Origin of the sequence: Pseudomonas defluvii (assembly GCF_001695625.1) — a bacterium.
Classification (GTDB): domain Bacteria; phylum Pseudomonadota; class Gammaproteobacteria; order Pseudomonadales; family Pseudomonadaceae; genus Aquipseudomonas; species Aquipseudomonas defluvii.
The window spans coordinates 14,114-35,836 of record NZ_MBPN01000037.1 but is presented as its reverse complement, the minus strand read 5'-3'; the positions used below and the strand labels follow the sequence as shown (position 1 = coordinate 35,836).

At 58.0% G+C, this 21,723-nt stretch carries 21 protein-coding genes; 5 read left to right on the top strand and 16 right to left on the bottom strand.

Translation table 11 applies throughout. The features are described 5' to 3' along the window. Positions 1-33: 33 nt before the first annotated feature. The 13 genes from EKA13_RS12600 to flgB all read right to left on the bottom strand — a co-directional run bounded on the left by EKA13_RS12600 (position 34) and on the right by flgB (position 15,453). A complete protein-coding gene (locus tag EKA13_RS12600) occupies positions 34-3,603 on the bottom strand; it encodes a glycosyltransferase (RefSeq protein ID WP_065759726.1) in 3,570 nt (1,189 codons plus the stop codon). 89 nt (positions 3,604-3,692) lie between these two features. After that, on the bottom strand, positions 3,693-5,261 hold the full coding sequence (locus EKA13_RS12595) for a flagellar hook-associated protein 3 (protein WP_065759725.1): 1,569 nt from the start codon (positions 5,259-5,261) through the stop codon (positions 3,693-3,695). Positions 5,262-5,274: 13 nt separating this feature from the next. Further along, positions 5,275-7,320, bottom strand: a complete 2,046-nt coding sequence (gene flgK, locus EKA13_RS12590) for a flagellar hook-associated protein FlgK (protein WP_065759724.1) — start codon at positions 7,318-7,320, stop codon at positions 5,275-5,277. A gap of 10 nt (positions 7,321-7,330) precedes the next feature. Further along, positions 7,331-8,536, bottom strand: a complete 1,206-nt coding sequence (gene flgJ, locus EKA13_RS12585) for a flagellar assembly peptidoglycan hydrolase FlgJ (protein ID WP_065759723.1) — start codon at positions 8,534-8,536, stop codon at positions 7,331-7,333. A gap of 10 nt (positions 8,537-8,546) precedes the next feature. Further along, the gene (locus tag EKA13_RS12580) at positions 8,547-9,656 is read right to left on the bottom strand and encodes a flagellar basal body P-ring protein FlgI (protein WP_065759722.1); all 1,110 of its coding nucleotides are present in this window, start codon (positions 9,654-9,656) and stop codon (positions 8,547-8,549) included. Positions 9,657-9,668: 12 nt separating this feature from the next. Further along, positions 9,669-10,364: a flagellar basal body L-ring protein FlgH gene (gene flgH / locus EKA13_RS12575; protein WP_065759721.1), complete on the bottom strand. Its 696-nt coding sequence runs from the start codon at positions 10,362-10,364 to the stop codon at positions 9,669-9,671. Positions 10,365-10,418: 54 nt separating this feature from the next. Next, entirely contained in the window at positions 10,419-11,204 is a 786-nt protein-coding gene (flgG, locus tag EKA13_RS12570) for a flagellar basal-body rod protein FlgG (protein WP_065759720.1), read from the bottom strand. A 45-nt stretch (positions 11,205-11,249) separates the two neighbouring features. Beyond that, a complete protein-coding gene (locus EKA13_RS12565; protein WP_065759719.1) occupies positions 11,250-11,990 on the bottom strand; it encodes a flagellar basal body rod protein FlgF in 741 nt (246 codons plus the stop codon). A 240-nt stretch (positions 11,991-12,230) separates the two neighbouring features. Continuing rightward, positions 12,231-12,428, bottom strand: a complete 198-nt coding sequence (locus tag EKA13_RS12560) for a hypothetical protein (RefSeq protein ID WP_065759718.1) — start codon at positions 12,426-12,428, stop codon at positions 12,231-12,233. 76 nt (positions 12,429-12,504) lie between these two features. Beyond that, positions 12,505-13,818 (bottom strand): flagellar hook protein FlgE, encoded by a 1,314-nt coding sequence (gene flgE / locus EKA13_RS12555; RefSeq protein ID WP_065759717.1) that lies wholly within the window; start codon positions 13,816-13,818, stop codon positions 12,505-12,507. A gap of 30 nt (positions 13,819-13,848) precedes the next feature. Further along, positions 13,849-14,583, bottom strand: a complete 735-nt coding sequence (flgD, locus tag EKA13_RS12550) for a flagellar hook assembly protein FlgD (RefSeq protein ID WP_065759716.1) — start codon at positions 14,581-14,583, stop codon at positions 13,849-13,851. 15 nt (positions 14,584-14,598) lie between these two features. Then, the gene (flgC, locus tag EKA13_RS12545; RefSeq protein ID WP_065759715.1) at positions 14,599-15,042 is read right to left on the bottom strand and encodes a flagellar basal body rod protein FlgC; all 444 of its coding nucleotides are present in this window, start codon (positions 15,040-15,042) and stop codon (positions 14,599-14,601) included. A 3-nt stretch (positions 15,043-15,045) separates the two neighbouring features. Next, complete coding sequence (flgB, locus tag EKA13_RS12540; RefSeq protein WP_065759714.1) at positions 15,046-15,453, bottom strand: flagellar basal body rod protein FlgB; 408 nt, start codon at positions 15,451-15,453, stop codon at positions 15,046-15,048. Between the two features lie 59 nt (positions 15,454-15,512). On the opposite strand from flgB, the gene EKA13_RS12535 reads away from it, so the two are divergent. Continuing rightward, a complete protein-coding gene (locus tag EKA13_RS12535) occupies positions 15,513-15,764 on the top strand; it encodes a hypothetical protein (protein ID WP_125862930.1) in 252 nt (83 codons plus the stop codon). Here the strand turns inward: EKA13_RS12535 and cheR are convergent. Further along, complete coding sequence (cheR, locus tag EKA13_RS12530) at positions 15,749-16,576, bottom strand: protein-glutamate O-methyltransferase CheR (RefSeq protein ID WP_065759713.1); 828 nt, start codon at positions 16,574-16,576, stop codon at positions 15,749-15,751. The two genes, EKA13_RS12535 and cheR, sit on opposite strands and share 16 nt — an antisense overlap. A 50-nt stretch (positions 16,577-16,626) precedes the next feature. Beyond that, positions 16,627-17,556, bottom strand: a complete 930-nt coding sequence (locus EKA13_RS12525) for a chemotaxis protein CheV (RefSeq protein ID WP_065759712.1) — start codon at positions 17,554-17,556, stop codon at positions 16,627-16,629. Positions 17,557-17,623: 67 nt separating this feature from the next. On the opposite strand from EKA13_RS12525, the gene flgA reads away from it, so the two are divergent. The 4 genes from flgA to EKA13_RS12505 all read left to right on the top strand — a co-directional run bounded on the left by flgA (position 17,624) and on the right by EKA13_RS12505 (position 20,196). After that, positions 17,624-18,376, top strand: a complete 753-nt coding sequence (gene flgA, locus EKA13_RS12520; protein ID WP_065759711.1) for a flagellar basal body P-ring formation chaperone FlgA — start codon at positions 17,624-17,626, stop codon at positions 18,374-18,376. Positions 18,377-18,543: 167 nt separating this feature from the next. After that, positions 18,544-18,858 carry a flagellar biosynthesis anti-sigma factor FlgM gene (gene flgM / locus EKA13_RS12515; protein WP_065759710.1) on the top strand — a complete coding sequence of 105 codons (315 nt, stop codon included), beginning with the start codon at positions 18,544-18,546 and terminating at the stop codon, positions 18,856-18,858. 46 nt (positions 18,859-18,904) lie between these two features. Further along, on the top strand, positions 18,905-19,372 hold the full coding sequence (locus tag EKA13_RS12510; RefSeq protein ID WP_065759709.1) for a flagella synthesis protein FlgN: 468 nt from the start codon (positions 18,905-18,907) through the stop codon (positions 19,370-19,372). Positions 19,373-19,503: 131 nt separating this feature from the next. Then, complete coding sequence (locus EKA13_RS12505; protein ID WP_100250139.1) at positions 19,504-20,196, top strand: flagellar brake protein; 693 nt, start codon at positions 19,504-19,506, stop codon at positions 20,194-20,196. An 89-nt stretch (positions 20,197-20,285) separates the two neighbouring features. Here the strand turns inward: EKA13_RS12505 and EKA13_RS12500 are convergent, their stop codons facing one another. Continuing rightward, positions 20,286-21,617: an MFS transporter gene (locus EKA13_RS12500; RefSeq protein ID WP_065759707.1), complete on the bottom strand. Its 1,332-nt coding sequence runs from the start codon at positions 21,615-21,617 to the stop codon at positions 20,286-20,288. Positions 21,618-21,723 lie beyond the last annotated feature (106 nt).

The window sequence follows — 21,723 nt, the reverse complement described above, 5'->3', positions numbered from 1 at the left end:
TTTGCAGCGCCGCTACAAGGAAGGTGTACAGGATCAGTCGGCCAACCAGCCCCACACCCAGTGCTGCAGGTTGTCCGCACGCAATACAAAGTCGCGCAGCACCGCTTCACGCAACTCATCGCCCATGCGATAGCTGGCGGCCGGGTCAGCCAGGTGCATACGGATCGCCTGCAACCACTCCTGGGTAGAGTTGCTGCGAACCCGTGTGCAAGGCAAGTAACCCCGGTAGGCCTCGGTATCGGTGCATACCACCGGATAACCACAGGCGCCATACTCCAGCAGACGCAGGTTGCTCTTGCAGTCGTTGAAGATGTGGAACTCCAACGGTGCCAGGGCCAGGTCCAGGTCCAGGCTGGCCAGCTTCGCCGGGTAGCTTTCCAACGAAACGACGGGATGATACTCGTGAATGTAGGGCTTGAGATTCTCTGGGCACATGCCAAAGAACACCCACTCCACATCATTGGACAGCGCACGCACCACCTCGGCAATCACTTCCAGATCGCCGCCATGACTGGTGCCGCCCCCCCAACCCACCCGAGGCTTGCTCGACACACCACGCCGACTGTTCAGGCCCAGCCACAAATGCGGCGCCAGCATGTTCGGCACCACGCGAATATCACGGTGCATACTGGACAGCGCGTTGGCTAATGCGTCCGTGGTAACCACGACCCGATCACACAAGCCAATGCCTCGGCGCAAATGCTGCTCGGTATCGCGAGGCGAGTTGCGGGCATGATCATTTTTCTTGGGCGCTTCCAGAATGTAGTCGTCAATCTCATAGATTCGGCGGGCCGAGGTGACAAGCTTGAGCTGCTCGATACAATCGACACCTTCCGAGGAGTGGCGAAGCTGGATGACCACTACATCCGGATTCATGCGTGCGATTTCAACCAAAGAAGGCACTTCAAAGCTGATTCGTCCTAGCGTACGTCCTGCGGCTTCAAGCTCACGCAGCGGCTGATTGACGCGATAATGCCCCACTGCGGTGTTGTTGACCGGTAACGCCAGGATGGAAGGCAACGTGCGTAAGACCAGAGGGTTCCAGTTATCTCGCAAGCCGGGTTCCAACGTAAACGCCGAACGGGTCAAGCTCAGGCTGGGGTTGTAGGCAGGGTCCCGGATTACACTGGGCAGCCAGCGCTGGATCAACGCTTCCTGCTCTGGCTTCCCAGCCTCGGCCCCCAAGTAGCACGGCTTGTCTTCACGCGTTTGAACGACGGTTGCATAGGGCGTTCCTACCACCAGGTAACCCGCCTGGCCGACCCGCAAACACAAATCAATGTCGGCCAGGCTCTGGGCAAACGTCGCCTCATCGAAACCACCCAGATCCTTGAAAACCTGAGTGCGTATCATCAGGCAACTTCCGCTCACCGCACTCCAGTTCTGAGCCACCTGAAGACGCTGCATGTACCCCCGCGCATCCGAAAGCTCGCCGGCAAATGCAGGCCCTGCCGCACCACCCAAGCCAAGAATGACGCCGGTATTGGCAACCTTGCCTTTCGGATCAACGAGACGCGCACCAACGACCCCCACTTCCGGTCGCTGCGCGTGATTAAGCAGCTCAGCCAGCCATTGAGCCTGACAAACCAGGTTGTCAGCTGCAAAGAACAGCAAGTACTCGCCCCGCGCCTGCTCGGCAGCAAGGTTGTTGATAGCCGCTACACCGGCACCTTGCGGTGCGTCCAGCACGCGCAAGAGGCCACCGCCCATCTGCGCCATCGCGTCGAGCCAGTCACGCATGCCAGCATTGCATTCCGGCCTACCGACAATCAGCAGCTCGTATCGGCTGTATGTGGTGCTCTCCAGCACCCCCTCAACACAGCGCTGTATGGCTGATACGTCATCACCCGCGACGATGATGAGCGAGACCAGCGGCTGTTCCGCGTGCAGGTACTCAACGCGCTTGAGCAATGGCAACGCGTCATGATGAATCCGATATTCGACCCCCAATCGGTTCAAGTGCGCAGCGAGTAGCGTACTGCTCTGCTCGATCACCGATGGCAATGACAGCCACTGGGCATAGGGGAATGCAGACTCCACCTGAATCTCGGCAATATGCTCGATTGCAAACAGGCCATTGGACTCTGCAATACGCCAGACCATGTCATGGGGCGCAAGCTCACCCAGTGACGACTCGAAACCACCCAGGGCAAGCACCTGTTGGCGCTGGAACGCCAAGGTTCGACCCACATAGGGGTAGGCGCGCATCAGGTCAAGGTTGAAGTCGGGCTTGAACACCGGGTCACAGGACTCGCCGTTCAACACAGCACCTTCATCGCTGTAGGCGCAACGCATACCGGGGGTTGCAGCAATGCGTTCGGCAAGCAGCAGCAACGCCGACTCACTCAACCGGTCACCAGCCCGCAGCAGGTAGATCCAGTCCACGCCCTCCAGCGCCGGCATCGCACTGTTGACCTGCGCCGCCCAGTTCTCCGCTAGCGGCAAGCGCACAACATGTTGCTCGACCACGCAGTTGGTATTAGACAGCACCAACACCGCAGTCGGCGCATAGAGCTGCGCGGCCAGGCTATCAAGCGTGACGTTCAGCTCAGCCTCATCCTGCTGATGGTCGACAATTACCGGAACGATTTTCGGCCGTGAAGGCCATTTGACAACTTGCTCACACACCACCCGCCGCTGAGCATCCGAGAAGCGTCGTGCTGCAAGCCATTGCTGGTAAAGCTCGGCGTAGCTATCGCAATTGCTCCCAACACGCCCTTGAATCACGGTCTGCCAATTACTCAGCACACGCACCAGGTACAGCTCTTTCCAATCGCAGCCTGGCTCATTGGCATCGGACAACTCGACATAGCGCACCCACCCACGGGCAGGCGCCCCATCTCCCAAGCGGGCGGAAAGCATTTGACGCAATCTGCTCAACTCTTTTTTTGCTGCCTGGATATTTTCCGGCTGTTTGCTCAAGCGCGCCGGGTGCAAGCGTTCAACACTGAGTACCTGTGTCAGCAGTGCCATGTTGCCTTTCCGCAACAGGCAAACAAACAACGCTTGATCCAGCAGCGTGATAAAGCCTTCACTAGCAGAAGTCAGTGCTTTTAACACCTGCCGAACATCCTGGGTTCGCATCAGGGCAGACGAAAAAATCCCCAGAAAATGGACTGCACGCCCCTCCTGAACGGCCAACAGGTCTTCGCCCTTGAACACGGAGTCAACCAAGGCAAATGGGCAATTGTCGGGATGTATGGGTAACACGAAGTCATTGGCGTCAGCCTGCAACCGATGGGCCTGCACCAGATTGACCTCAGGATGCTCAATGAGCACCTGGGCTTGTAACTCAATACACCGAGCAAACAGCCGGTCATCATCGCAGAGCACTTTGATGTACTCACCTTGCGCCTCGTCCACACAGCGCAATACGTTACGCTGGAATCCCAGACGCTGCGTGTTGCGCAAATAGCGAATCCGGGCACGCCCCTGCCCTCTAAAAGAAGCGACGATACGCTCAATCTCCGCATCACGACTGTCATCACAGACAACTATTTCAAGGTGCTCGTATGTTTGGCCTAACGCACTGCGCAAGGCGACAGAAAAGAAGCGCGCATCGAAGGCTGGGATAACGATACTGACGAGGGGGGCTTTAGTCACGGGGCACTCTCAAACAAAGGGCGCCTGCCATTACCTGGCGAGGCGCCCTAGAAGCAGGAACAGATCCCGGCCCCTCAGGGCCAGGAAACTCAGAGCTGATTGAACAGGCTCAACGACGATATCTTGCTGAATGCGAGCTGAGAGGCCTGCAGCATGGTCTGCTGCAGGTTCAGACGAATCAGCACTTCAGCCGGGTCTGCATCACGTATCGAGCTTTGCGTCTTGGTGTTGGCAATCTTCAGGCTTTCATTGGTTTCAGCCTGAACATCCAAGGCCGCACCACGCGCACCAATATCACTGATCGCTGAGGCAATCTGGTTTGAGCCGCTGGCAATGTTGCCGATAGCCGAATCCAGCGCCGCCTGGAACTGCTGCTTGACCAATGGGTCTTGATCCACTGGCAGAGCCAATGCCTTACGCAACTGACCAATAGTATCAAGGACGTTCTGGGTCTGATGAGTATCGACCTGAATGGAGAACTGATCACCTGTTGCGGGCGCACCGGCCAGGTCAAAGGTCACCCCTGCTGCCGTGGCGGTGGTACCGCTGAGCGTACCGGTCGACACAGGTTTGCTGTCGGCGGTTAGCGGCTGCGCATACAGCTCAAAGTCAGTGGCGCTGGTGAACTTCAGAATGGCGCCGCCACCCGGGAAGGCGCTGTTGTAAGCCGTTGCATCGGTGATGGAGGCATTGGTGACTTGCGCCGCAGAGCTGTTGCCTGGGCTGCGTGAGCCCGAAATAGAATCGGGCTTGGCTGCCAACGTGAAAGTGTGCCCCGCAATCGCCGCATCAGGGTTGGCGCTGTCGCCCGGCTGGAAGTTGATAGCCAGACGCATATCAACACCACGGAAGCTGATCATCTTGTTGCTGGAGGCCGGGTCGAATGTGCCGCCTTGAGTGGCTTCCAGCGTGACGTCGTTGTTGGACGCGTCGGTGATCTTGAACTGCGTACTGCTGAGGAACGTGATGGTATACGGCTCACCACTGCGGAAACGGTCGTTATAGGTCGTGCTGCCAGACACCTGACCATCGGACAACTGAACCCGGCCATCATCAACAGCAGGCGAAGTCAAATTTGTCTCACTACGGCTGGTATTGAGTGCCTGCTCGAACACGGCATAACCGCTTTCATTGGTCGCCATTGTGAGCATGTCGCCCACCTGCAAGTTCAAGGTGCCCTGGTCACCCTGATAGGTGTAGGTGCCATCTGCGTTACGCACATACGGCTGGGTATCACCACGCGAGCCGGAGAACAGGTATTTACCGTTCTCATCACGGCTGTTCATCAGCGAATAGAGCTGGTCTTCAAGCTGCCCCAACTCCTGGGCATTGGCCTTGCGATCCGCATCGGTGAAACTGGCGTTACCCGAGCTGATAGCCAGCTCATTGACCCGCTGCAAAATGGCGCTGATGCCATTGAGAACACCCTCAGAGGCGCCCAGCGAGTTACGCACGTTGGTCGTATTATCGCCGTACTGGCCCAACAGGTTGCTTTGCTGCTCCAGCTGCAACAGCCGCGCCGCGCCGACAGGGTCATCCGCGGCGGTACGTATACGCAAGTTGTCACTGGCCTGCTCGCCCGACTTCACCGCATTGGCGAAGTTGCGCTGATAGGTTGAAGTGCTGCTTTCGTAATACTGGGAAGTAGAAATACGCACGGTCTACGACTCCTTAAAGGCTGTTGATCAGCGTGGTAAAGATTTCCTGGGCAGCCTTGATGATTTGCGACGAGGCCGTGTAGTACTGCTGATACTTGATCAGGTTGCTGGCCTCTTCATCGAGCTGGACACCAGAAAGCGAATCACGGCCTGCCTTGGCCGAGGTCTGCAGGGCATTCGTCGCATTGCTGTCCATTTGCGCTTGCGCGGTCTTGCCACCCACGTTTTCAACCAGTTTGCCGTAGGCATCGGTCAGGCTGATGCCCTTGCCGTTAGCCCCGACTTCAACCGTGGCCTTGGTTTGCAGGTCAATCACCGCCTGGCCATTGCGGTTGTCGGCAGAGCCTGCACCGGTCAGCGACACGGTGTAGTTATCGCCCTCTTTCGGTGACCCGGCGACAGTCATTTCGAAATTGAAGGTTTTCTGAGTCACGCCATCCATGATCGGGTTGCCACTGGCATCGACCATCGGCACGCTCAATTGCAGCGTGTTGCTCTCGCCCGGAATAATGGTCCCGGAGGACAATTCGGTGCCTTTGGCATCGAACAGCTTGTAGGATTGCGGGTTGGTTGTTTCATCGCCAAAAACCAACTTCACCGGCGTGGAGTACTTCAGGCCGTTCTGCAGATCAATGCGCTGGGTCGAATCATAGATATCCAGCTTCGAGGTCAGTTCGGGCTGGGTGATAACCCCGGTACCCTGATTGCCGGAGCCACTGACCGCCGACAAGGGCGCCGCCAGCGCGATGCGCTTGGGATCGGTCAACACCGTGTCGAGCTTGGCTGCTGCGTTGCGGGTCGGGGTGATCTTGAAGCTGTCACCGGCGCTGGGCGCCCCGCCATTGAGGGCAAGCTTGAAGCCATCAATCTCCTGCGGGGGGGTTGCCGTGATGTCGTAAGGCCCTTGGGCATCGCCGTCCGGCAGCTTTTTGACCGTATATTGGGTCGCACTGCTGAAGGTCACCTGATAATCGGACGTGCTCAGCTTGCCGGTGTCACTGATGGTCACATCCAGATTGCCAGCGCCTGCGCTGTTGCCGGCCTGGGCAATGCTGCGCTGGCTGATCAAGGCGGCACTGTTGATATCGCCGAACAATGCCGCGCCGAACTCACCGTTCTTGTCGATGCCTTGGGCCAACTGCTGGTTGATGCTGTCGGCAACCACCAGGGCAATACGCCCCAGCTCGTTCATCGACGGATCCAGCACCTCGCTGCGGTAGCGCAGCAGGCCGCCCATTTCACCGCCGGTAATGCTGGAGGTGATGTCCATGCTGGTGCTGCCACGGTTGAGCTGAAGGCTCATCCGGGTAGGGTCGGTCTTGCTCGGTACGGTTTCCAGGGTATTGATGGTCTTGCCCAACACCAGCGGCTGACCATTGGCCAGGTAAACGTCGAAGTTACCCTCACGCTCGACCACCTGAGCACCGACCAACTCGTTGAGCTGGCGCACGGCTTCGTTACGCTGGTCGAGCAGGTCATTGGGGCTGCCTTGCACGGCTGAAACACGGGAAATCTGATCGTTGTACTGGGCAATGGTGGCCGACAGTTTGTTGACTTGCTCAGCCATCGACGCCAGGTTGCCGTTGATGTTGCTGTTCTGCTCGTTGAGCTGCGCGGAAATGGTATTGAAGCGCTTGCTCAGCGACTGGGCACTGGTCAACAGCAACTGCCGCGAGGCGTCTTCGGTCGGCTTGGCCGACGCACTCTGCAGCGCCGTGAAGAAGCTCTTCAGCGCGCCGGTGATACCGGTATCGGCATCGGACAACAGGTTGTCGATCGGTGAAACCTGATTCAGGTACGCGGATGCGTCGCTGTTCAGCGAAGTGGTGGTTCGCAGCTGGTTTTCAAGGAACGCGTTGTACACCCGACGAACATCGGACAGCGTCGTGCCAGTGCCGATGAACACATTACCGCTCTGGATTGAACTCTTGGTGCTTTGTACGTTTTGCTGGCGTGAGTAGCCGGCAACGTCGGCGTTGGCAATGTTGTTACCCGTGGTAAACAGGCCCGACTGCGAGGCTCCAAGCCCCGATACGCCGATGTTGATCAAGCTCGCCATAGTTCAAACCTTATAATTTCGTGGAAGTGTCAATCGCAGCAAAGCTCTCGTACGACTTCATTTGTTTCGCGATCTGCGAGATCTTGCTGGCGTAATCCGGATCGGTTGCATAACCGGCCTTCTGCAGCTCTCGCACAAACTGTTCTGGTTTATCGGCAGACTTGATCGCTTCTTGATAGCGCGAATTGTTTTGCAACAGGCTCACCAGGTCATGGAAGCTGTCCTGGAACGAGTCATAGGAACGGAACGCAGCGGTCTCCTTGACCATCTGCCCATTGCGAAACTCGCTGGTGATCGCTCGCGCCTGACCACCTTGCCAATTACCCGTCGCCTTGATGCCAAACAGGTTGTGACTGCTGCTGCCATCCGGCTGGCGCATGATCGACTTACCCCAACCGGTTTCCAGTGCCGCCTGCGCCACCAGGTAACGCGGGTCGATACCAATACGCGCTGCAGCTTGCTCGGCCATCGGCAGCATGGTCGTGACAAATTCATCGGACGAACCAAAGGCACGCTTGGCCGGTGCCAGAGGCGGTTGAGCCATGGCCCGACCATAAATACGCATGCTGCCTGGCGCACCGAACGATTGTGCCGGCTCCCAATCACCCTTGATGACTGCATCACCGACGGCCCCCGAGCGATTGGCCAGCGTGTTGCCCGGTGTCGCAGCCGTTGCAGTACCTGCCGACGGCACGATCCCGGCCAGCAGGCGATCCGTGAGTTTGCTGGGCAGATTCAACCGGCGCTGATTGAGCAACACCATGTCGTTACGCGAAGCCGTTTGCTCTGAGCGCACAGGCTCTGCCACGCGTGCAGCCCACAGTGCGCGCTGCTGCCCTTCCACATGCGGGAACGGGCTGCTGCCTGCGTGCGCCGCAGCCGTCGATTTCGTTTTCGACAGCTGACGCATCAGCACATCCTGCAGACCGATACCGCCGCCCTCCCGAGACAAGCTGACCGACAGTTGCTGGTCGTACATCTGCTGGTACTGCTTGGTGGTCTCAGTGTTGAGCGGGTTGTCCTTGGCCAGCACATCGTTGGCCGAACGCATGGACTTGAGCATCTCGTTGAGAAACAGCGACTCGAATTCCTGGGCCACCTTGCGCAGGTTGGCGTCACTGTCACGGTCGCCGACCTTCAACGAGTTAAGTCGATTGAGGTCGGTGTAGGCCCCGGTATCGGCGCCTGCGGAAACTCCACCCTTGGGCATATCCATAGCCAGCGCCTTAGATCACGATCAGGTCGGCCTGCAACGCGCCGGCCTGTTTCAGGGCTTCAAGAATCGCCATCAGGTCACTTGGGGCTGCGCCCACCTGATTGACCGCACGTACAATCTCATCCAGCGTGGTGCCCGGGCCGAACTTGAACATCGGCTTGGCTTCCTGGTCGGCGTTCACACGTGAACGCGGCACGACCGCTGTCTGGCCATTGGAAAATGGCCCTGGCTGGCTGACCACCGGGTCTTCGGTAATGGTGACCGTCAGGCTACCGTGGGTAACCGCTGCAGGCGATACCTTGACGTTCTGACCGATGACGATCGTACCCGTACGCGAGTTGATGATGACCTTGGCCACCGCCTGGCCTGGATCGATCTCCAGGTTTTCCAGAATCGACAGGTAATCGACCCGCTGGCTAGGGTCCATTGGCGCAGTCACCCGCACAGAACCGCCATCCAGTGCCTGTGCCACACCCGGCCCCAGCAACTCGTTGACCTTGTCGACAATGCGCTTGGCGGTGGTGAAGTCCGGACGATTGAGGTTCAGGGTCAGGCTGTTGCCTTGGTTGAAACCGCTCGGTACTGCACGTTCAACCGTAGCCCCGCCAGGAATACGACCTGCCGACGGAACGTTGACGGTAATTTTGGAACCGTCACGGCCTTCGGCATCAAAACCACCTACCACGAGATTGCCCTGAGCAATGGCATAGACGTTACCGTCAATACCCTTGAGCGGGGTCATCAACAGACTACCGCCACGCAGGCTTTTCGAGTTACCAATCGAGGAAACGGTAACGTCCACCGACTGGCCCGGCTTGGCGAACGGTGGCAGGTCGGCGTGAATCGACACCGCAGCCACGTTCTTCAACTGGACGTTACCCGACCCGGCAGGCACCTTGATGCCGAACTGCGACAGCATGTTGTTGAAGGTCTGCAGGGTGAACGGTGTCTGAGTGGTCTGGTCACCCGTACCATTGAGCCCCACCACCAGGCCATAACCAATCAACTGGTTGGTACGCACCCCGGAAATACTGGCGATGTCCTTCAGGCGTTCGGCCTGAACAGCAAACGCCGTGGACAGCAGGATCGTCGCGGCAATCAGCCGACTGAACTTGAGCATGGTTATCCGAACCTAGAAAGGCCAAAGCGGGCTGATAAAGAAGCGGTCGAGCCACCCTGGCTGACTCGCATCGGCAAACGAACCGGTACCCGAGTAGGTGATGCGGGCGTCGGCGACGCGAGTCGAAGGCACCGTGTTGTCAGTCGCGATATCGTCGGCACGGACCATGCCGGCAATACGCACCAACTCGTCACCGGTGTTCAGCGTCATCCATTTTTCGCCGCGCACAGCGATGATGCCGTTAGGCAGTACATCAGCCACGGTCACGGTAATGGAACCGGTCAAGCTGTTGCCCTGCCCGGCCTTGCTGTCACCCTTGGTGGTACGGTCACCACTGTAGCCCGCCTCAAGGGACAGGTCGCCAGAACCCAATGGATTATTGGTATTGGGCACAGTCCCGAACAGGGATGTCAGGCCGATGTCGGCCTTGCTGTTCTTGGCGATCTGCGAGTTGGCGTTCTTGCTCGCCTGGGTTTTCTCATTCAGGGTGATGGTGATGATGTCACCGACCCGGAACGCCTTGCGGTCGCTATACAGGTTCTGCTCGAAACCGGCCTGGTAGATCGAGCCGTTGTTAGCCGCTGCTGGCAATGGTGTGCGCGGCAATACCGGCGCGTAGTACGGGTCGTTGGGCTTGGGCGTCGGCGCAACGCAACCGGCCAACAACACTACCCCACCCAGGGCAAGTACGGAAAACAAACGACTCATGACTCTAACCTCACGGTGTAACAGGCGCTGTACCAGCGCCCCTGTGAACATCACTTACAGGTTCTGGGTAACGAACGACAGCATCTGGTCGGCAGTGGAAATGACCTTGGAGTTCATTTCATAGGCGCGCTGTGTGGTGATCATGTTCACCAGCTCTTCCACGGTGCTGACGTTGGAGTTTTCCAGGGTGTTCTGCAGCGTGGTACCGAAGCCGTTCAAACCTGGAGTACCCACCTGCGGCGCGCCACTGGCAGCGGTTTCCAGGAACAGGTTGTTACCCACGGCCTGCAAGCCGGCCGGGTTGATGAAGTCGGCGGTCTGGATGTTGCCGATCACCTGTGCAGCCGGGTTGCCTGCGGTGGTGATGGAGACGGTACCGTCAATGCCGACAGTGAAGGTCTGCGCATCAGGCGGCACAACAATCGCCGGCTCAAGGGCGAAGCCATTGGCGGTGACGATCTGACCATCGGAGTTCAGGTGGAACGTACCGTCACGGGTATAGGAAACAGTCCCATCAGGCTGCAGGATCTGGAAGAAACCACGGCCATTGACCGCCATGTCCAGCGGCTGCTCGGTGGTCTGCAGGCTACCGGCATTGAAGTTCTTCTGGGTGCCGACAATACGCACACCCGTACCCAGTTGCAGACCCGACGGCAGTTCGCTGTCCTGAGTGGACTGAGCGCCTGCCTGACGACGGGTTTGATAGAGCAGGTCCTGGAACTCGGCGCGGTCGCGCTTGAAGCCTGTGGTCGAAACGTTGGCCAGGTTGTTGGAAATGGTCGTCAGGTTCATGTCCTGAGCGGCCAGACCTGTTTTACTGACCCAAAGAGCCGGAAGCATGCTGTTCTCCTGAAGCGCCTGTTTTACGGCGCTACGCCTGTGTAATTAGCCGATTTGCAAAACACGCGCCATGGCTTCATCGCCTTCCTTGGCCGTGGTCATCATTTTGACGTGCAGTTCGAATTGACGGGACAGTGCCAACACCGAGGTCATTTCCTCTACCGCGTTGACGTTACTGGCCTCAAGGAAACCCGACACCAGCTGAACCGAGCCATCGGCATCGGCGGGCTGACCACTCTTGGTGTGGATCATGCCGTCCAGGCCTTTGGTCATATTCTTCAGGTCAGGGTTGACCAGCTTGATCCGGTCGACCTCAGCCATGACTCGCGGCCCCTCGCCCATGGCGCGGATACTGACGGTACCGTCCTGGCCGATCTCGACCTTTTGCTCAGGCGGCACGGCAATCGGCCCGCCATTGCCCATGATCGGCATGCCATTACCGGCCCGCAGTACGCCCAGCGCATCGATGTTCATGCTGGCGGTGCGCACGTAGGCTTCGCTGCCATCCGGCGCCTGCACTGCAATCCAGCCGTTGCCGCCGACGGCAACATCCAGGTCACGCCCGGTTTCCTGCATGGCACCCGGCGTGAAATCCGTCGCCGGACGCTCGCTCATGGCATAGGCTCGCGCCGGAAAGCTGTCGCCGAACACCGGCATCGAACGCGCCTGCTCCAGGTCACGCTGAAAACCGCTGGTGGAAATGTTGGCCAGGTTGTTGGCATGGGCCTTCTGCGCCAGCGCGTTCTGGCTGGCGCCGGTCATGGCCACGTAAAGCATCTTGTCCACAGTCATCCTCCGCTGCGCTGGCGAACATTTGCCGTTCACCGCTGCTCTGCGCTGCTAGAAGCAATTATCGAACCAAGTCCCAACAGACCATCAAAAAGACTGAATTTACGGGGCTTTCCCTCACCTCACGACCACCAGAAAGAAAACAGAAGACAAATTCTCGGCGGCATTCTGCCGGCAGCGGCAAAACCTCGCCTCATTGCCTGACGGCAACAGGAGAGTCCAGACAGCGCCACCGCATCAGTTATCGCGACAGGCACCATTGTTGTAGGGCCCGGAAAACAGCCGCCAGCCCTCACCAGGCGAGACCTGCGTGCACACCAGTCGGCCAGTAGCCTGGCTTTCCCACCAGTACCAGGCCGCCATACCGGCCCAGGACTGCGCTGCAAGCAGCAGCCCCCCCAGCAAAACGCCCACCCCCACCCATCGTTTCAACATCGTTCAGCACCTCAAAAACGACAAACCCCTTCCATGAGAAAGGGGCTTGGCTGTACATCATTGACTCATGCGCCCATCAGGTCATCTGAATGATGGTCTGCATGATGGTGCTTTGAGTCGAGATGGTCTTGGCGTTGGCCTGGTAGTTGCTCTGCGCCTTGATCAACTCGACCAACTCTTGGGTCAGGTTGACGTTGGAGGCTTCCAGCGCGTTGGAGGTGATGGCCCCCAGGGTACCGGTCTTCGGCGCATCAATGCCCGGGATACCCGACGCGAAGGTTTCTTTCCAACGTGTGCCACCCATCTGCTCCAGGCCCTGCTCGTTGGCGAAGCTGGCGATTGCCACCTGACCAATTGCACGGGACTGCTGGTTGCTGAAGCTGGCGAACATGACACCTGTCGAGTCGATGCTCAGGCTGGACAGAATGCCGGTGGCATAACCATCCTGAGATTGCGACAGGCGGGTTGTCTCGGTGTTGTACGAAGTGGTCGAGGTCATGTCGAGGCGAATACCCGTCGCATTCCCCTCGGAACCGTTCGACACCCAGGCACCCGAGGCGTCCTTGGCAGCCGGCACCCAGCCCTTGAGAACAAAGACGTTGTTGGTCACTTCAAAGCTGGTGTCTGGCGTCGGGTAACTTTCACTACCCGTCATGGCCTTGACACTGCCATCAGGATTGAACGTGATAGTGCCCGAGAGCGGATCTGTAGAGGTCGGATCTTGCGGGTTACGCCCATCGATCAAGGTGTATGCAGACCACGAGTTCTGCCCCGTCTTCACGTAGTACTGATCCATGACATGCTCATTACCCTGGCTGTCGTAGATCTTGGTGGCAAAGGTCTTGGTGTAGGTGCTGGTATCAGCCGGATCGAACGTAGCCGTAATGTCGTCCGCCGAGGAGTTCAGGTTGATACCCTGATCAATCAGGCTAGTGGACTTAGGTGCCAGGGCCGAAGTGTCGATTTTCAGGTCAGTCAGTACACCATTGACAATCTTGCCATTGGCATCAGCGGCATAACCCTGCAAACGAATGCCATCGGACGTTACGACATAGTTGTCCTTGTTGGTCTGGAAGGCGCCGGCACGGGTGTAGCTCAGCGAGCCGTTATCGCTCAGTACGAAGAAGCCCTGCCCCTGAATACCCATGTCCAGCACGTTGCCGGTATTGTTGATGTCGCCTTGACCGAACTGCTGAGATACCGCCGCCAGGCGCACACCATTACCCACGGTCTTGCTACCCACGCCCAGCTTGCTTGCCGAGTACACGTCAGAAAACTCTGCGCGCGAGGATTTGAAGCCAGTGGTCGCAACGTTGGCGATGTTGTTGCCCGTTACGTCCAGTTGTTTGTTGGCTGCATAGAGACCGCTAAGGCCGATATTGAATGACATCTTTCACTCCTTGTGCCGTGTACGCCGGCTCTATATACCGATAGTTTGGACTTTGGACAGCGCAATGGTGCCCAGGCCTGCCAGGTTGAGCATCATCTCGCCGCCAGTCTGGCTCAAGGTGACACTGCTGACCGTGGCCGGCAGGTAAGTCGTGAGGGCGGTAGCGGTACCGTCGATCTTGCTGCTGGCAGCAAAGGTGTAGGTACCCGGATCAACCACTTCACCCGCTTCATTCTTGCCATCCCAGACGAAGTCGGCCTTGCCCGCCGACTGCTCACCCAGCTCGATGGTCTTGATGGCCTTGCCGTCTTTGTCGGTGATATTGATCGACAAGTTGCTGACCGACTGCGGAACACTGACGCTACCGGTGAAGCTCTTGGTGGTATCAACCACCGACTTGTCGGTCTGGACGATAACCGAGCGCCCAACGAGCGAAGAGGCCTGCAACGCCTGAGACGATTTGAAGGTGCCGGAGATCGCCGTCACCGAATCGTTCAGCGAGGTAATGCCCTCAAGGCTGGAGAACTGCGCCAACTGCGCCACGAACTCACTGTTGTCCTGCGGATCAAGCGGGTTCTGGTGCTGCATCTGCGTCACCAGCAACTGCAGGAACGCATCCTTGCCGAGCGCCTGTCCAGAGCCAGTCTTGCTGTTGGTAGCCGCAGCAATACCGCTACTGCTGCTGGTACTGGTCGTCTTTGCTCCGGAAGCCTTCAGAACATCGTTCAGGTTCACACCGGTGGTTGTATCGTTAATGCTGGCCATTGATTTAGTCCTTTATCACTGACCCAGGGTCAGGACCTTCTGCATCATGGTTTTGGCAGTGTTCATCAGCTCAGCGTTGGTCTGGAACGAACGGCTGGCGGAAATCATATCGGCCATTTCTTCGACCACATTGACGTTCGGGTAGTAGACGTAGCCGTCCTTGTTTGCCGCAGGATGATTCGGCTCGTAGCGCGCCTCCAGATTGCTCTGGTCTTCAACCACACCCAACACCTGCACGCCCTGACCTGCAGCATCCTGATCCTGGAACAGCGACTGGCCGACACCGCTCTGCGCCTGCTGGAACGTGGTGGCAAACACCGGATGGCGTGCGCGATAGGTCTGGTCGATGCTCGACGAAACGGTCTCGGCGTTGGCAATGTTACTGGCGACGGTATTGAGCCGAGTAGTCTGAGCACTCATGCCGCTACCGGCGATATTGAATACACTGGCAAGGGACATGAATTACTCTCCGCGCAGGGCCGATACCAGCCCTTTGAATTTACTGTTGAGCAGCGTGAAGCTGGCCTGGAAACCCACCGCGTTCTCGGCGTAGCTGGATTGCTCCAGTTGCGCATCAACGGTGTTCTGGTCAACCGACGGCTGCATTGGAGTGCGGTACTTCAGCGCCTCTTCACCCATGCTCAAACCTTCAGCGTCGATATGGCGACTGTTGGTCCGCTCCAACGAAAAGGTGCCGTTTTTAGCCTTGTCGGCCTGCGCCGCCAACACCTCGGAGAAGTCCAGATCACGCGCCTTGTAGTTTGGGGTATCGGCGTTGGTGATGTTGTTGGCCAGCACTTCGGCACGCTGAGCGCGAAAGCCCAATGCCTTTTCGTGAATGCCGAGCGCTTTATCGAAACTGATGCTCATGTCGGGGAAACCTTCAAAGGTTGACCGGATTGTTCGTTGCCTGAGCTAGAGCAAGTCTCATGCCAAAAAACAAAAGCCAACAAAACCGGGCACATCAGCCCATTGCCGGCAGCGGCAATGCCAGAAAAGCGGCAAAGGATTTCCGCTTGGCGCCAGCAAAGCGGCAATATGGCAGGAGAACGCGCGCGGCAAAAACGAAAACAGGCAAGGCCGGAACCCCTGCACCGCAGGTGATACCGAACTTGCCTGTTTTTTGTCGCCGCTGGCTGGGCGTGTTGCTTGATTGGCCAGGTGCTTACTTGGCCTGGTAAATGATACCCGGGCTGCACTGAACCATCTGGTAGTGATCCGGCAGACCGTTGAGCGCCTCGGAAGCCCCCAGGAACAGGTAGCCGCCCGGCTTGAGCGTGCCATGAATACGCATCAGGATGTCTTTTTTGACCTGCGCCGAGAAGTAGATCAGCACGTTACGGCAAAACACGATATCGAACTTGCCCAGGCTTGCATAACTGTCCAGCAGGTTGAACGCACGGAACTCGACACGGCTACGAATCGGCGCCTTGATCGCCCAACGCCCCGCCCCTTTCGGGTCGAAGTAACGCTGCAGACGCTCTTGGGAAAGACCGCGCGCGATAGCCAGGCTGTCGTACTCACCAGTCTTGCAGTTGGCCAGCATGGAGCCCGACAAGTCGGTCGCAACGATCTGCGCACCCATTTTCAATTGGCCAATATTGCTACGCTCGAACTCGTCGATCGCCATTGAAATCGAGTAAGGCTCCTGCCCGGACGAACAGGCTGCCGACCAGATACGCAGACGCTGGCCAGGGTTTGCCTTGATCTGCTCAGGCAGTACTTTGTTTTTCAACACCTCGAATGGATAGGTATCACGAAACCAGAGGGTCTCGTTGGTGGTCATCGCATCCACCACCTGCTCGCGCAAACCGCTGCGCGGTTGAGTCTGAATGCGCTGCACCAGCTCCCCCAGGCTCTTGATACCTTGCTGCTCCATCAGCTTGTTGAGACGGCTGGAAACCAGGTACTGCTTATTTTCGCCGAGCAGGATGCCACAGGCTTTTTCCAGGAAGACCCGGAATTGTTCGAAATCCAAATTACCCGTAGACAATGATGCCGCCTCTTACAATCGTGTGTACTGCCAGGGAAAGCCCCTGGCCGTTAATGCGTAGCCTTGATCCGGTCGACAACCCGCTGAGCCAGGTCATCCGGCCTGAACTTGGCAAGAAAATCGTCGGCGCCCACTTTCTTCACCATGGCCTGGTTGAATACGCCAGAAAGTGAAGTATGCAGGATGATGTGCAATTTTTGCATGCGCGGGTCGCTACGAATCTCCGCCGTCAGCGTATAGCCATCCATTTCCGGCATCTCGATATCGGAAATCATCATCAGGAACTCTTCTTCCGGACGCTTGCCTTCGTCCACCAACTTGCGCAGGTAGTCGAGCGCCTGACGACCATCATTAAGCGCCACCACTTCGACACCGACCGTCTGCAGGCAACGACTGACCTGCTTTCGAGCCACCGAAGAGTCATCCACCGTCAGCACCCGCAGCATGACCGCCTTGTCCTGCACATCGGCATCGACAACACCTTCGGAAATCGCCTCGGACGTCGGCGCGACCTCAGCCAGGATCTTCTCTACGTCGATGATCTCCACCAGCTTGTTGTCGACCCGAGTGACGGCCGTCAGGTAGTGATCACGACCGGTCCCCTTGGGTGGCGGATGAATCTCTTCCCAGTTCATGTTGACGATGCGCTCGACCGAATGCACCAGGAACCCTTGGGTCTTGGTGTTGTACTCCGTGATGATCACGAAACGGTTGCTCATGTCGTCATTCTGACCGGGCAAGCCGGTCGCCATCGCCAAATCAAGAATCGGGATGGTTGCCCCACGAATATTCGCAACACCACGTACTACCGGGCTGGATTTGGGCAACAGGGTCAGGTTCGGGCATTGCAACACTTCCCGCACCTTGAACACGTTGATCCCATACAACTGCTCGCCATTAAGACGAAACAACAGCAGCTCGAGGCGATTCTGCCCCACCAGTTGAGTACGCTGGTTCACCGAATCCATTACACCAGCCATACCAGACTCCTTCACCAAAGCTTGGGGCTTCGTACCTAGTCGGCACGCGCCTTGCTTTTTTAACTGTATGAACACGAAAACGACATTTTTCCGACGCCTGCCCCACCGCCTGCCCCGCATCCTTGCCGTGCTGTGCCTACTGGCCCCTGGCGTTCGACCTCTGGCTGACAACTTTACCTTGCCTGAACAGCTTATCGGTGTCACCCAAGGCTTTCTTGAATTCTCTGTGGAAGATTACCTGGCAACCAGCCAGACCGAAGGCCGCTACGAGATCCAGGTCAACAACCTGGACCCTAGACTGCGCATGCCCGTATGCGACCAGCAGTTGAACGCCACACTGGAAAGCCCGGCTCAACCCTTGGGCCGCGTGACCGTGCGCGTGCGCTGTGATGGCAGCTCACCGTGGACGGTGTTCGTGCCCGCCCAGGTACGCCTGTTTCGCAACGTGGTCACCGCCACCCGCCCGCTCAAGCGCGAAGGTATCGTTTCAGAAGAGGACGTGGCCCTGCGCGAACGTGATGTAGGCTTGCTGAGCCAAGGTTTTCTCAGCTCACTGGACCAGGCCGTGGGGCAAAAGGTTATCCGACCAGCGGTCATCGACCAGGTGCTCACCCCCGCACACCTTGAACAGGCCGAAGTCGTACGTAAAGGTGACAATGTCGTGATTACCGCACGTAGCGGCACGCTCAGTGTACGCATGCCAGGGGAAGCCCTGAGCAAAGGCGGCCTCAGCGAGCAGATCCGGGTACGCAACCTGAACTCCAAACGCGTGGTAAAAGCCCGGGTAACCGGGCCCGGGCAGGTGGAAGTCGCCATGTAAGGAGGCCGAGGCAAGATCAACGCTGGCGATCAAACAGCGCTTTTCCTAAACTGTCCTCTGTCAGGGCCAAGGACTTGCCGCGCATGCCGCAGTGCATTTGCGCCTAAAGTTTTTTTCGGGTTGGCCGAAAACAAGGCAAGCGTCCAATACCCAGAGGTTTTTCAATCATGGTCATCGACTTCAGTCGTTTGAATAATTCCCCGTCCGTGACGGGCGGTGCGCGCACCGGCAGCAGCCAGGAAAACAGTTCAAGCGCTGCATCTGCCAGCACTGCTCCTGCCGCCAGCACCCAGAGCGGGGAAACCGTACACCTGAGCCAAGAGGCACAGCAGTTGCAGAAGATCAGCGAAAAGCTGCGCGAGCAACCCGTTGTCAACAGCGGCCGAGTGGCCGAGTTGAAGCAGGCGATTGCCGACGGCAGCTATAAGATCGACAGCAACCGTATCGCCAGCAAACTGCTTAATTTCGAAGCACAGCGCTAGCCCTCTGGCGCGCTGACTTCAGGACGCTGAATACCAAGAGCCAGCCATGCACGACATTACTCTGCTGCAACTGATCGAAGACGATATTGCTCCAGCGCAAGAACTGCTTGAGTTACTGCAAACCGAGCTGATAGCGTTGCACGGCCGCGATATGTCGCTGCTGGAGAACATCCTGGCCCGCAAGCAATCGCTGGTGGTGCTGCTTGATCAGCAGGGGCGTCGACGCAGCCAGGCCCTCGCCAACCTCGGCCTGAGCCCTGACCGCAGCGGTTTCGAGACCCTTGCCAGTCAGTCGTCGCTCGGCAAGCAGATGTTGGAAAAACTCGAAGAGTTGGCAAAGATCATGGCCCAGTGCCAGGCTGCCAACGAGATCAATGGTCGCTCCATCCAGATTCAGCAAGCGACCACGGCCAACCAGATTAGAATTCTCAATGGTGGCGAATCACCGTCACTGTATGACAGCCGCGGATCCACCTCGCCCCTCGCAAAACCTCGCACACTCAGCCAAGTGTGATTAACCTATACCAAGGTGTGAAGCATGCTGGCAGAATGCCTGCGCTTGCGTGTGTGTTTTAGTCTGGAGATTGATCAACCGTGTTGAATGAAGTAGATGCTCCGCAGCCACCCAAGGTGTTGACCACCCCAATGGAAATCGCCGCCAACCTGCGGCAGCTGCAAGAGAGCCATGATCCGCTGATCATTACTTTTCATGAACGTAGCCAGCGCTTCCAGAGCTACGTGGTAGACGTCGACCGGGAGACCAATAAACTGGCGCTGGACGAAATGATCCCGCGTGACGGCGAACGCTTTTTGCAAAATGGCGAGCCGTTTCGTGTCGAAGGCTTTCATGACGGTGTACGTATTGCCTGGGAATCCAGCACGCCGCTGACCATCCGGGAAACTGATGGCCACCGTAGCTATCACGGCGCCCTGCCGTTGGAAGTCACCTACCACCAGCGTCGCAATGCCTTCCGCGCAGCGTTGAAGCTATCGCAATTGGTGGATGTATTACTGAGCGGTGACAAACTCAAGGGGGAAGGTGCTCTCAAGGGCAAGCTTTTGGACATCTCGGCCACGGGCTGCAAACTACGCTTCGAAGGCAATGTCGAAGAGCGCCTGCAACTCGGCCAAGTGTACGAAAAGTTCAGCGCCAGCCAGTTGTTCGGCACCAGCACAACGGCTGTTGAACTGCGTCACCTGCACTTTGAAGAGCGCTTCAACACCACGTTTGCAGGCGTGCGCTTCCACAACCTGAATGGGCAAATGCAACGTAAGGTAGAAAGCTTTGTTTACCAGTTGCAGCGTGAAGCGCGTCGTTTCGATAAAGACGACTACTAAGTAGCACTTGCACAAGCCGGTGCTACCAGCAAAGGCATTGACCGGGTGCGAGCTCAGTACTCGACACCCGGATCGCGCAACACTGGCACCTACACAGGCTTTGCCGGCTCCCCTCTTCCCTCCTCCGCCTGCTGCTCCTCAGCTTCGGTGTCTTCTGCCGCTACAGGCGCCTGCATTTGATCCTGGACGTCCTGCTCAGTAACCCGTGGGTCAAGTGCCGCGGCCAAGGGCGAGCTGGCTGCTGGCATCGCTACGTGCAGCAATGGCGCGTCATCGACCTGATGCAGGTTGGTGACGGCCTGAGGCCGAATCCGCCAAACCAGTACCAGCGAGAAGAATGTAAAGAAGGCGTAGAGCATCTGATCGCCCAACTGCTGCATCAGCACGCCGGCGACCAGCGGACCGATACTGGCGCCGACGCCATAGGTCACCAACAGCATCGCGGTCAATGAAACACGCCGCTCACTCTCGACATGGTCATTGGAGAATGCCACTGCCAGTGGGTACAGGCAAAACTGCAGCAGCGACACCAGGAAACCGGCAGCAAACAGCACCACCATCGGCACACTCGGCCAAATCGCCAACGGCAACGCCGCTACCGCCAAACCGATTGCCACACCACGAATCAGCACGGCGCGGTCATAACGATCAGACAACCAGCCCAGCGGCCATTGCACGAGCAACCCGGCAAAAATACAGCACCCCATGAAGATACCAACCTGCTCGGTACTCAAGCCCTGCTTGGCCGCATACAAAGGCGCCAAACCGTAGAACGAGCCAACGATCAGGCCTGACCCCAGCACGGTACTGAGCGACTGCGGTACGCGCTTGATGAAAAAGCGCGGATCCAGCGGCGCCGGACGCAACGGCGCCGGGTGAATGCGACGGGTCAGTGCCACCGGCACCAGGCACAGGGCAAAACACATCGCCACCAGCATCAGGAGTTCCAGCCCCAGCTGCGGATGGGCCACCAGAATCAACTGACCCAGCACCAACCCCAGGTACGACGCGATCATGTAACCGCTGAATACGGCTCCCCGCTGCTTGGCATCGGCCTGCTCATTGAGCCAGCTTTCGATGACCATGTACTGGCACATCATCCCCAAACCGACGATGACCCGCAGAAGGAGCCAGGCTGGCAGCCAACTGACCAGGCCATGGCCCAGCACCGCCGCCCCCACAATACCGGCGCACGTGGCGTAGGCCCGAATATGCCCGACGCGGGCAATCAGCCGGTGACCGATCTTGCCGCCCAGGGCAAGACCGAAATAGTTCGCCGCCATCAAGGCACCGACCCACAGGCTGTCAACCTGATCGGCCGCCAGGCGCAGGGCCAGGTAGGTACTTAACAGGCCCGAACCGATCAACATCATCAGAGCGGCAAAATACAGCGCGCGGAAAGACTTCCAGATCTGTCGCATCGGCGTCCCGGTTGGCTCCTTTAGCAGGTGGAAAAACTGGCTGAAAGCATAAGTGAAAAAGCACCGACGGCGCAGCAACAACAGTAGACACAAAAACAGGTGGGAA

Coding starts and splice junctions, on each gene's coding strand:
- EKA13_RS12505 (WP_100250139.1), top strand. CDS start 19,504: ATGGAAATCGCCGCCAACCTGCGGCAGCTGCAAGAGAGCCATGATCCG.
- flgA (WP_065759711.1), top strand. CDS start 17,624: ATGAACACGAAAACGACATTTTTCCGACGCCTGCCCCACCGCCTGCCC.
- flgJ (WP_065759723.1), bottom strand. CDS start 8,536: ATGGATATGCCCAAGGGTGGAGTTTCCGCAGGCGCCGATACCGGGGCC.
- flgC (WP_065759715.1), bottom strand. CDS start 15,042: ATGTCCCTTGCCAGTGTATTCAATATCGCCGGTAGCGGCATGAGTGCT.
- EKA13_RS12560 (WP_065759718.1), bottom strand. CDS start 12,428: ATGTTGAAACGATGGGTGGGGGTGGGCGTTTTGCTGGGGGGGCTGCTG.
- flgD (WP_065759716.1), bottom strand. CDS start 14,583: ATGGCCAGCATTAACGATACAACCACCGGTGTGAACCTGAACGATGTT.
- flgM (WP_065759710.1), top strand. CDS start 18,544: ATGGTCATCGACTTCAGTCGTTTGAATAATTCCCCGTCCGTGACGGGC.
- EKA13_RS12525 (WP_065759712.1), bottom strand. CDS start 17,556: ATGGCTGGTGTAATGGATTCGGTGAACCAGCGTACTCAACTGGTGGGG.
- EKA13_RS12580 (WP_065759722.1), bottom strand. CDS start 9,656: ATGCTCAAGTTCAGTCGGCTGATTGCCGCGACGATCCTGCTGTCCACG.
- EKA13_RS12535 (WP_125862930.1), top strand. CDS start 15,513: ATGCCAAAAAACAAAAGCCAACAAAACCGGGCACATCAGCCCATTGCC.
- EKA13_RS12510 (WP_065759709.1), top strand. CDS start 18,905: ATGCACGACATTACTCTGCTGCAACTGATCGAAGACGATATTGCTCCA.
- flgB (WP_065759714.1), bottom strand. CDS start 15,453: ATGAGCATCAGTTTCGATAAAGCGCTCGGCATTCACGAAAAGGCATTG.
- flgE (WP_065759717.1), bottom strand. CDS start 13,818: ATGTCATTCAATATCGGCCTTAGCGGTCTCTATGCAGCCAACAAACAA.
- flgH (WP_065759721.1), bottom strand. CDS start 10,364: ATGAGTCGTTTGTTTTCCGTACTTGCCCTGGGTGGGGTAGTGTTGTTG.
- flgG (WP_065759720.1), bottom strand. CDS start 11,204: ATGCTTCCGGCTCTTTGGGTCAGTAAAACAGGTCTGGCCGCTCAGGAC.
- flgK (WP_065759724.1), bottom strand. CDS start 7,320: ATGGCGAGCTTGATCAACATCGGCGTATCGGGGCTTGGAGCCTCGCAG.
- EKA13_RS12500 (WP_065759707.1), bottom strand. CDS start 21,617: ATGCGACAGATCTGGAAGTCTTTCCGCGCGCTGTATTTTGCCGCTCTG.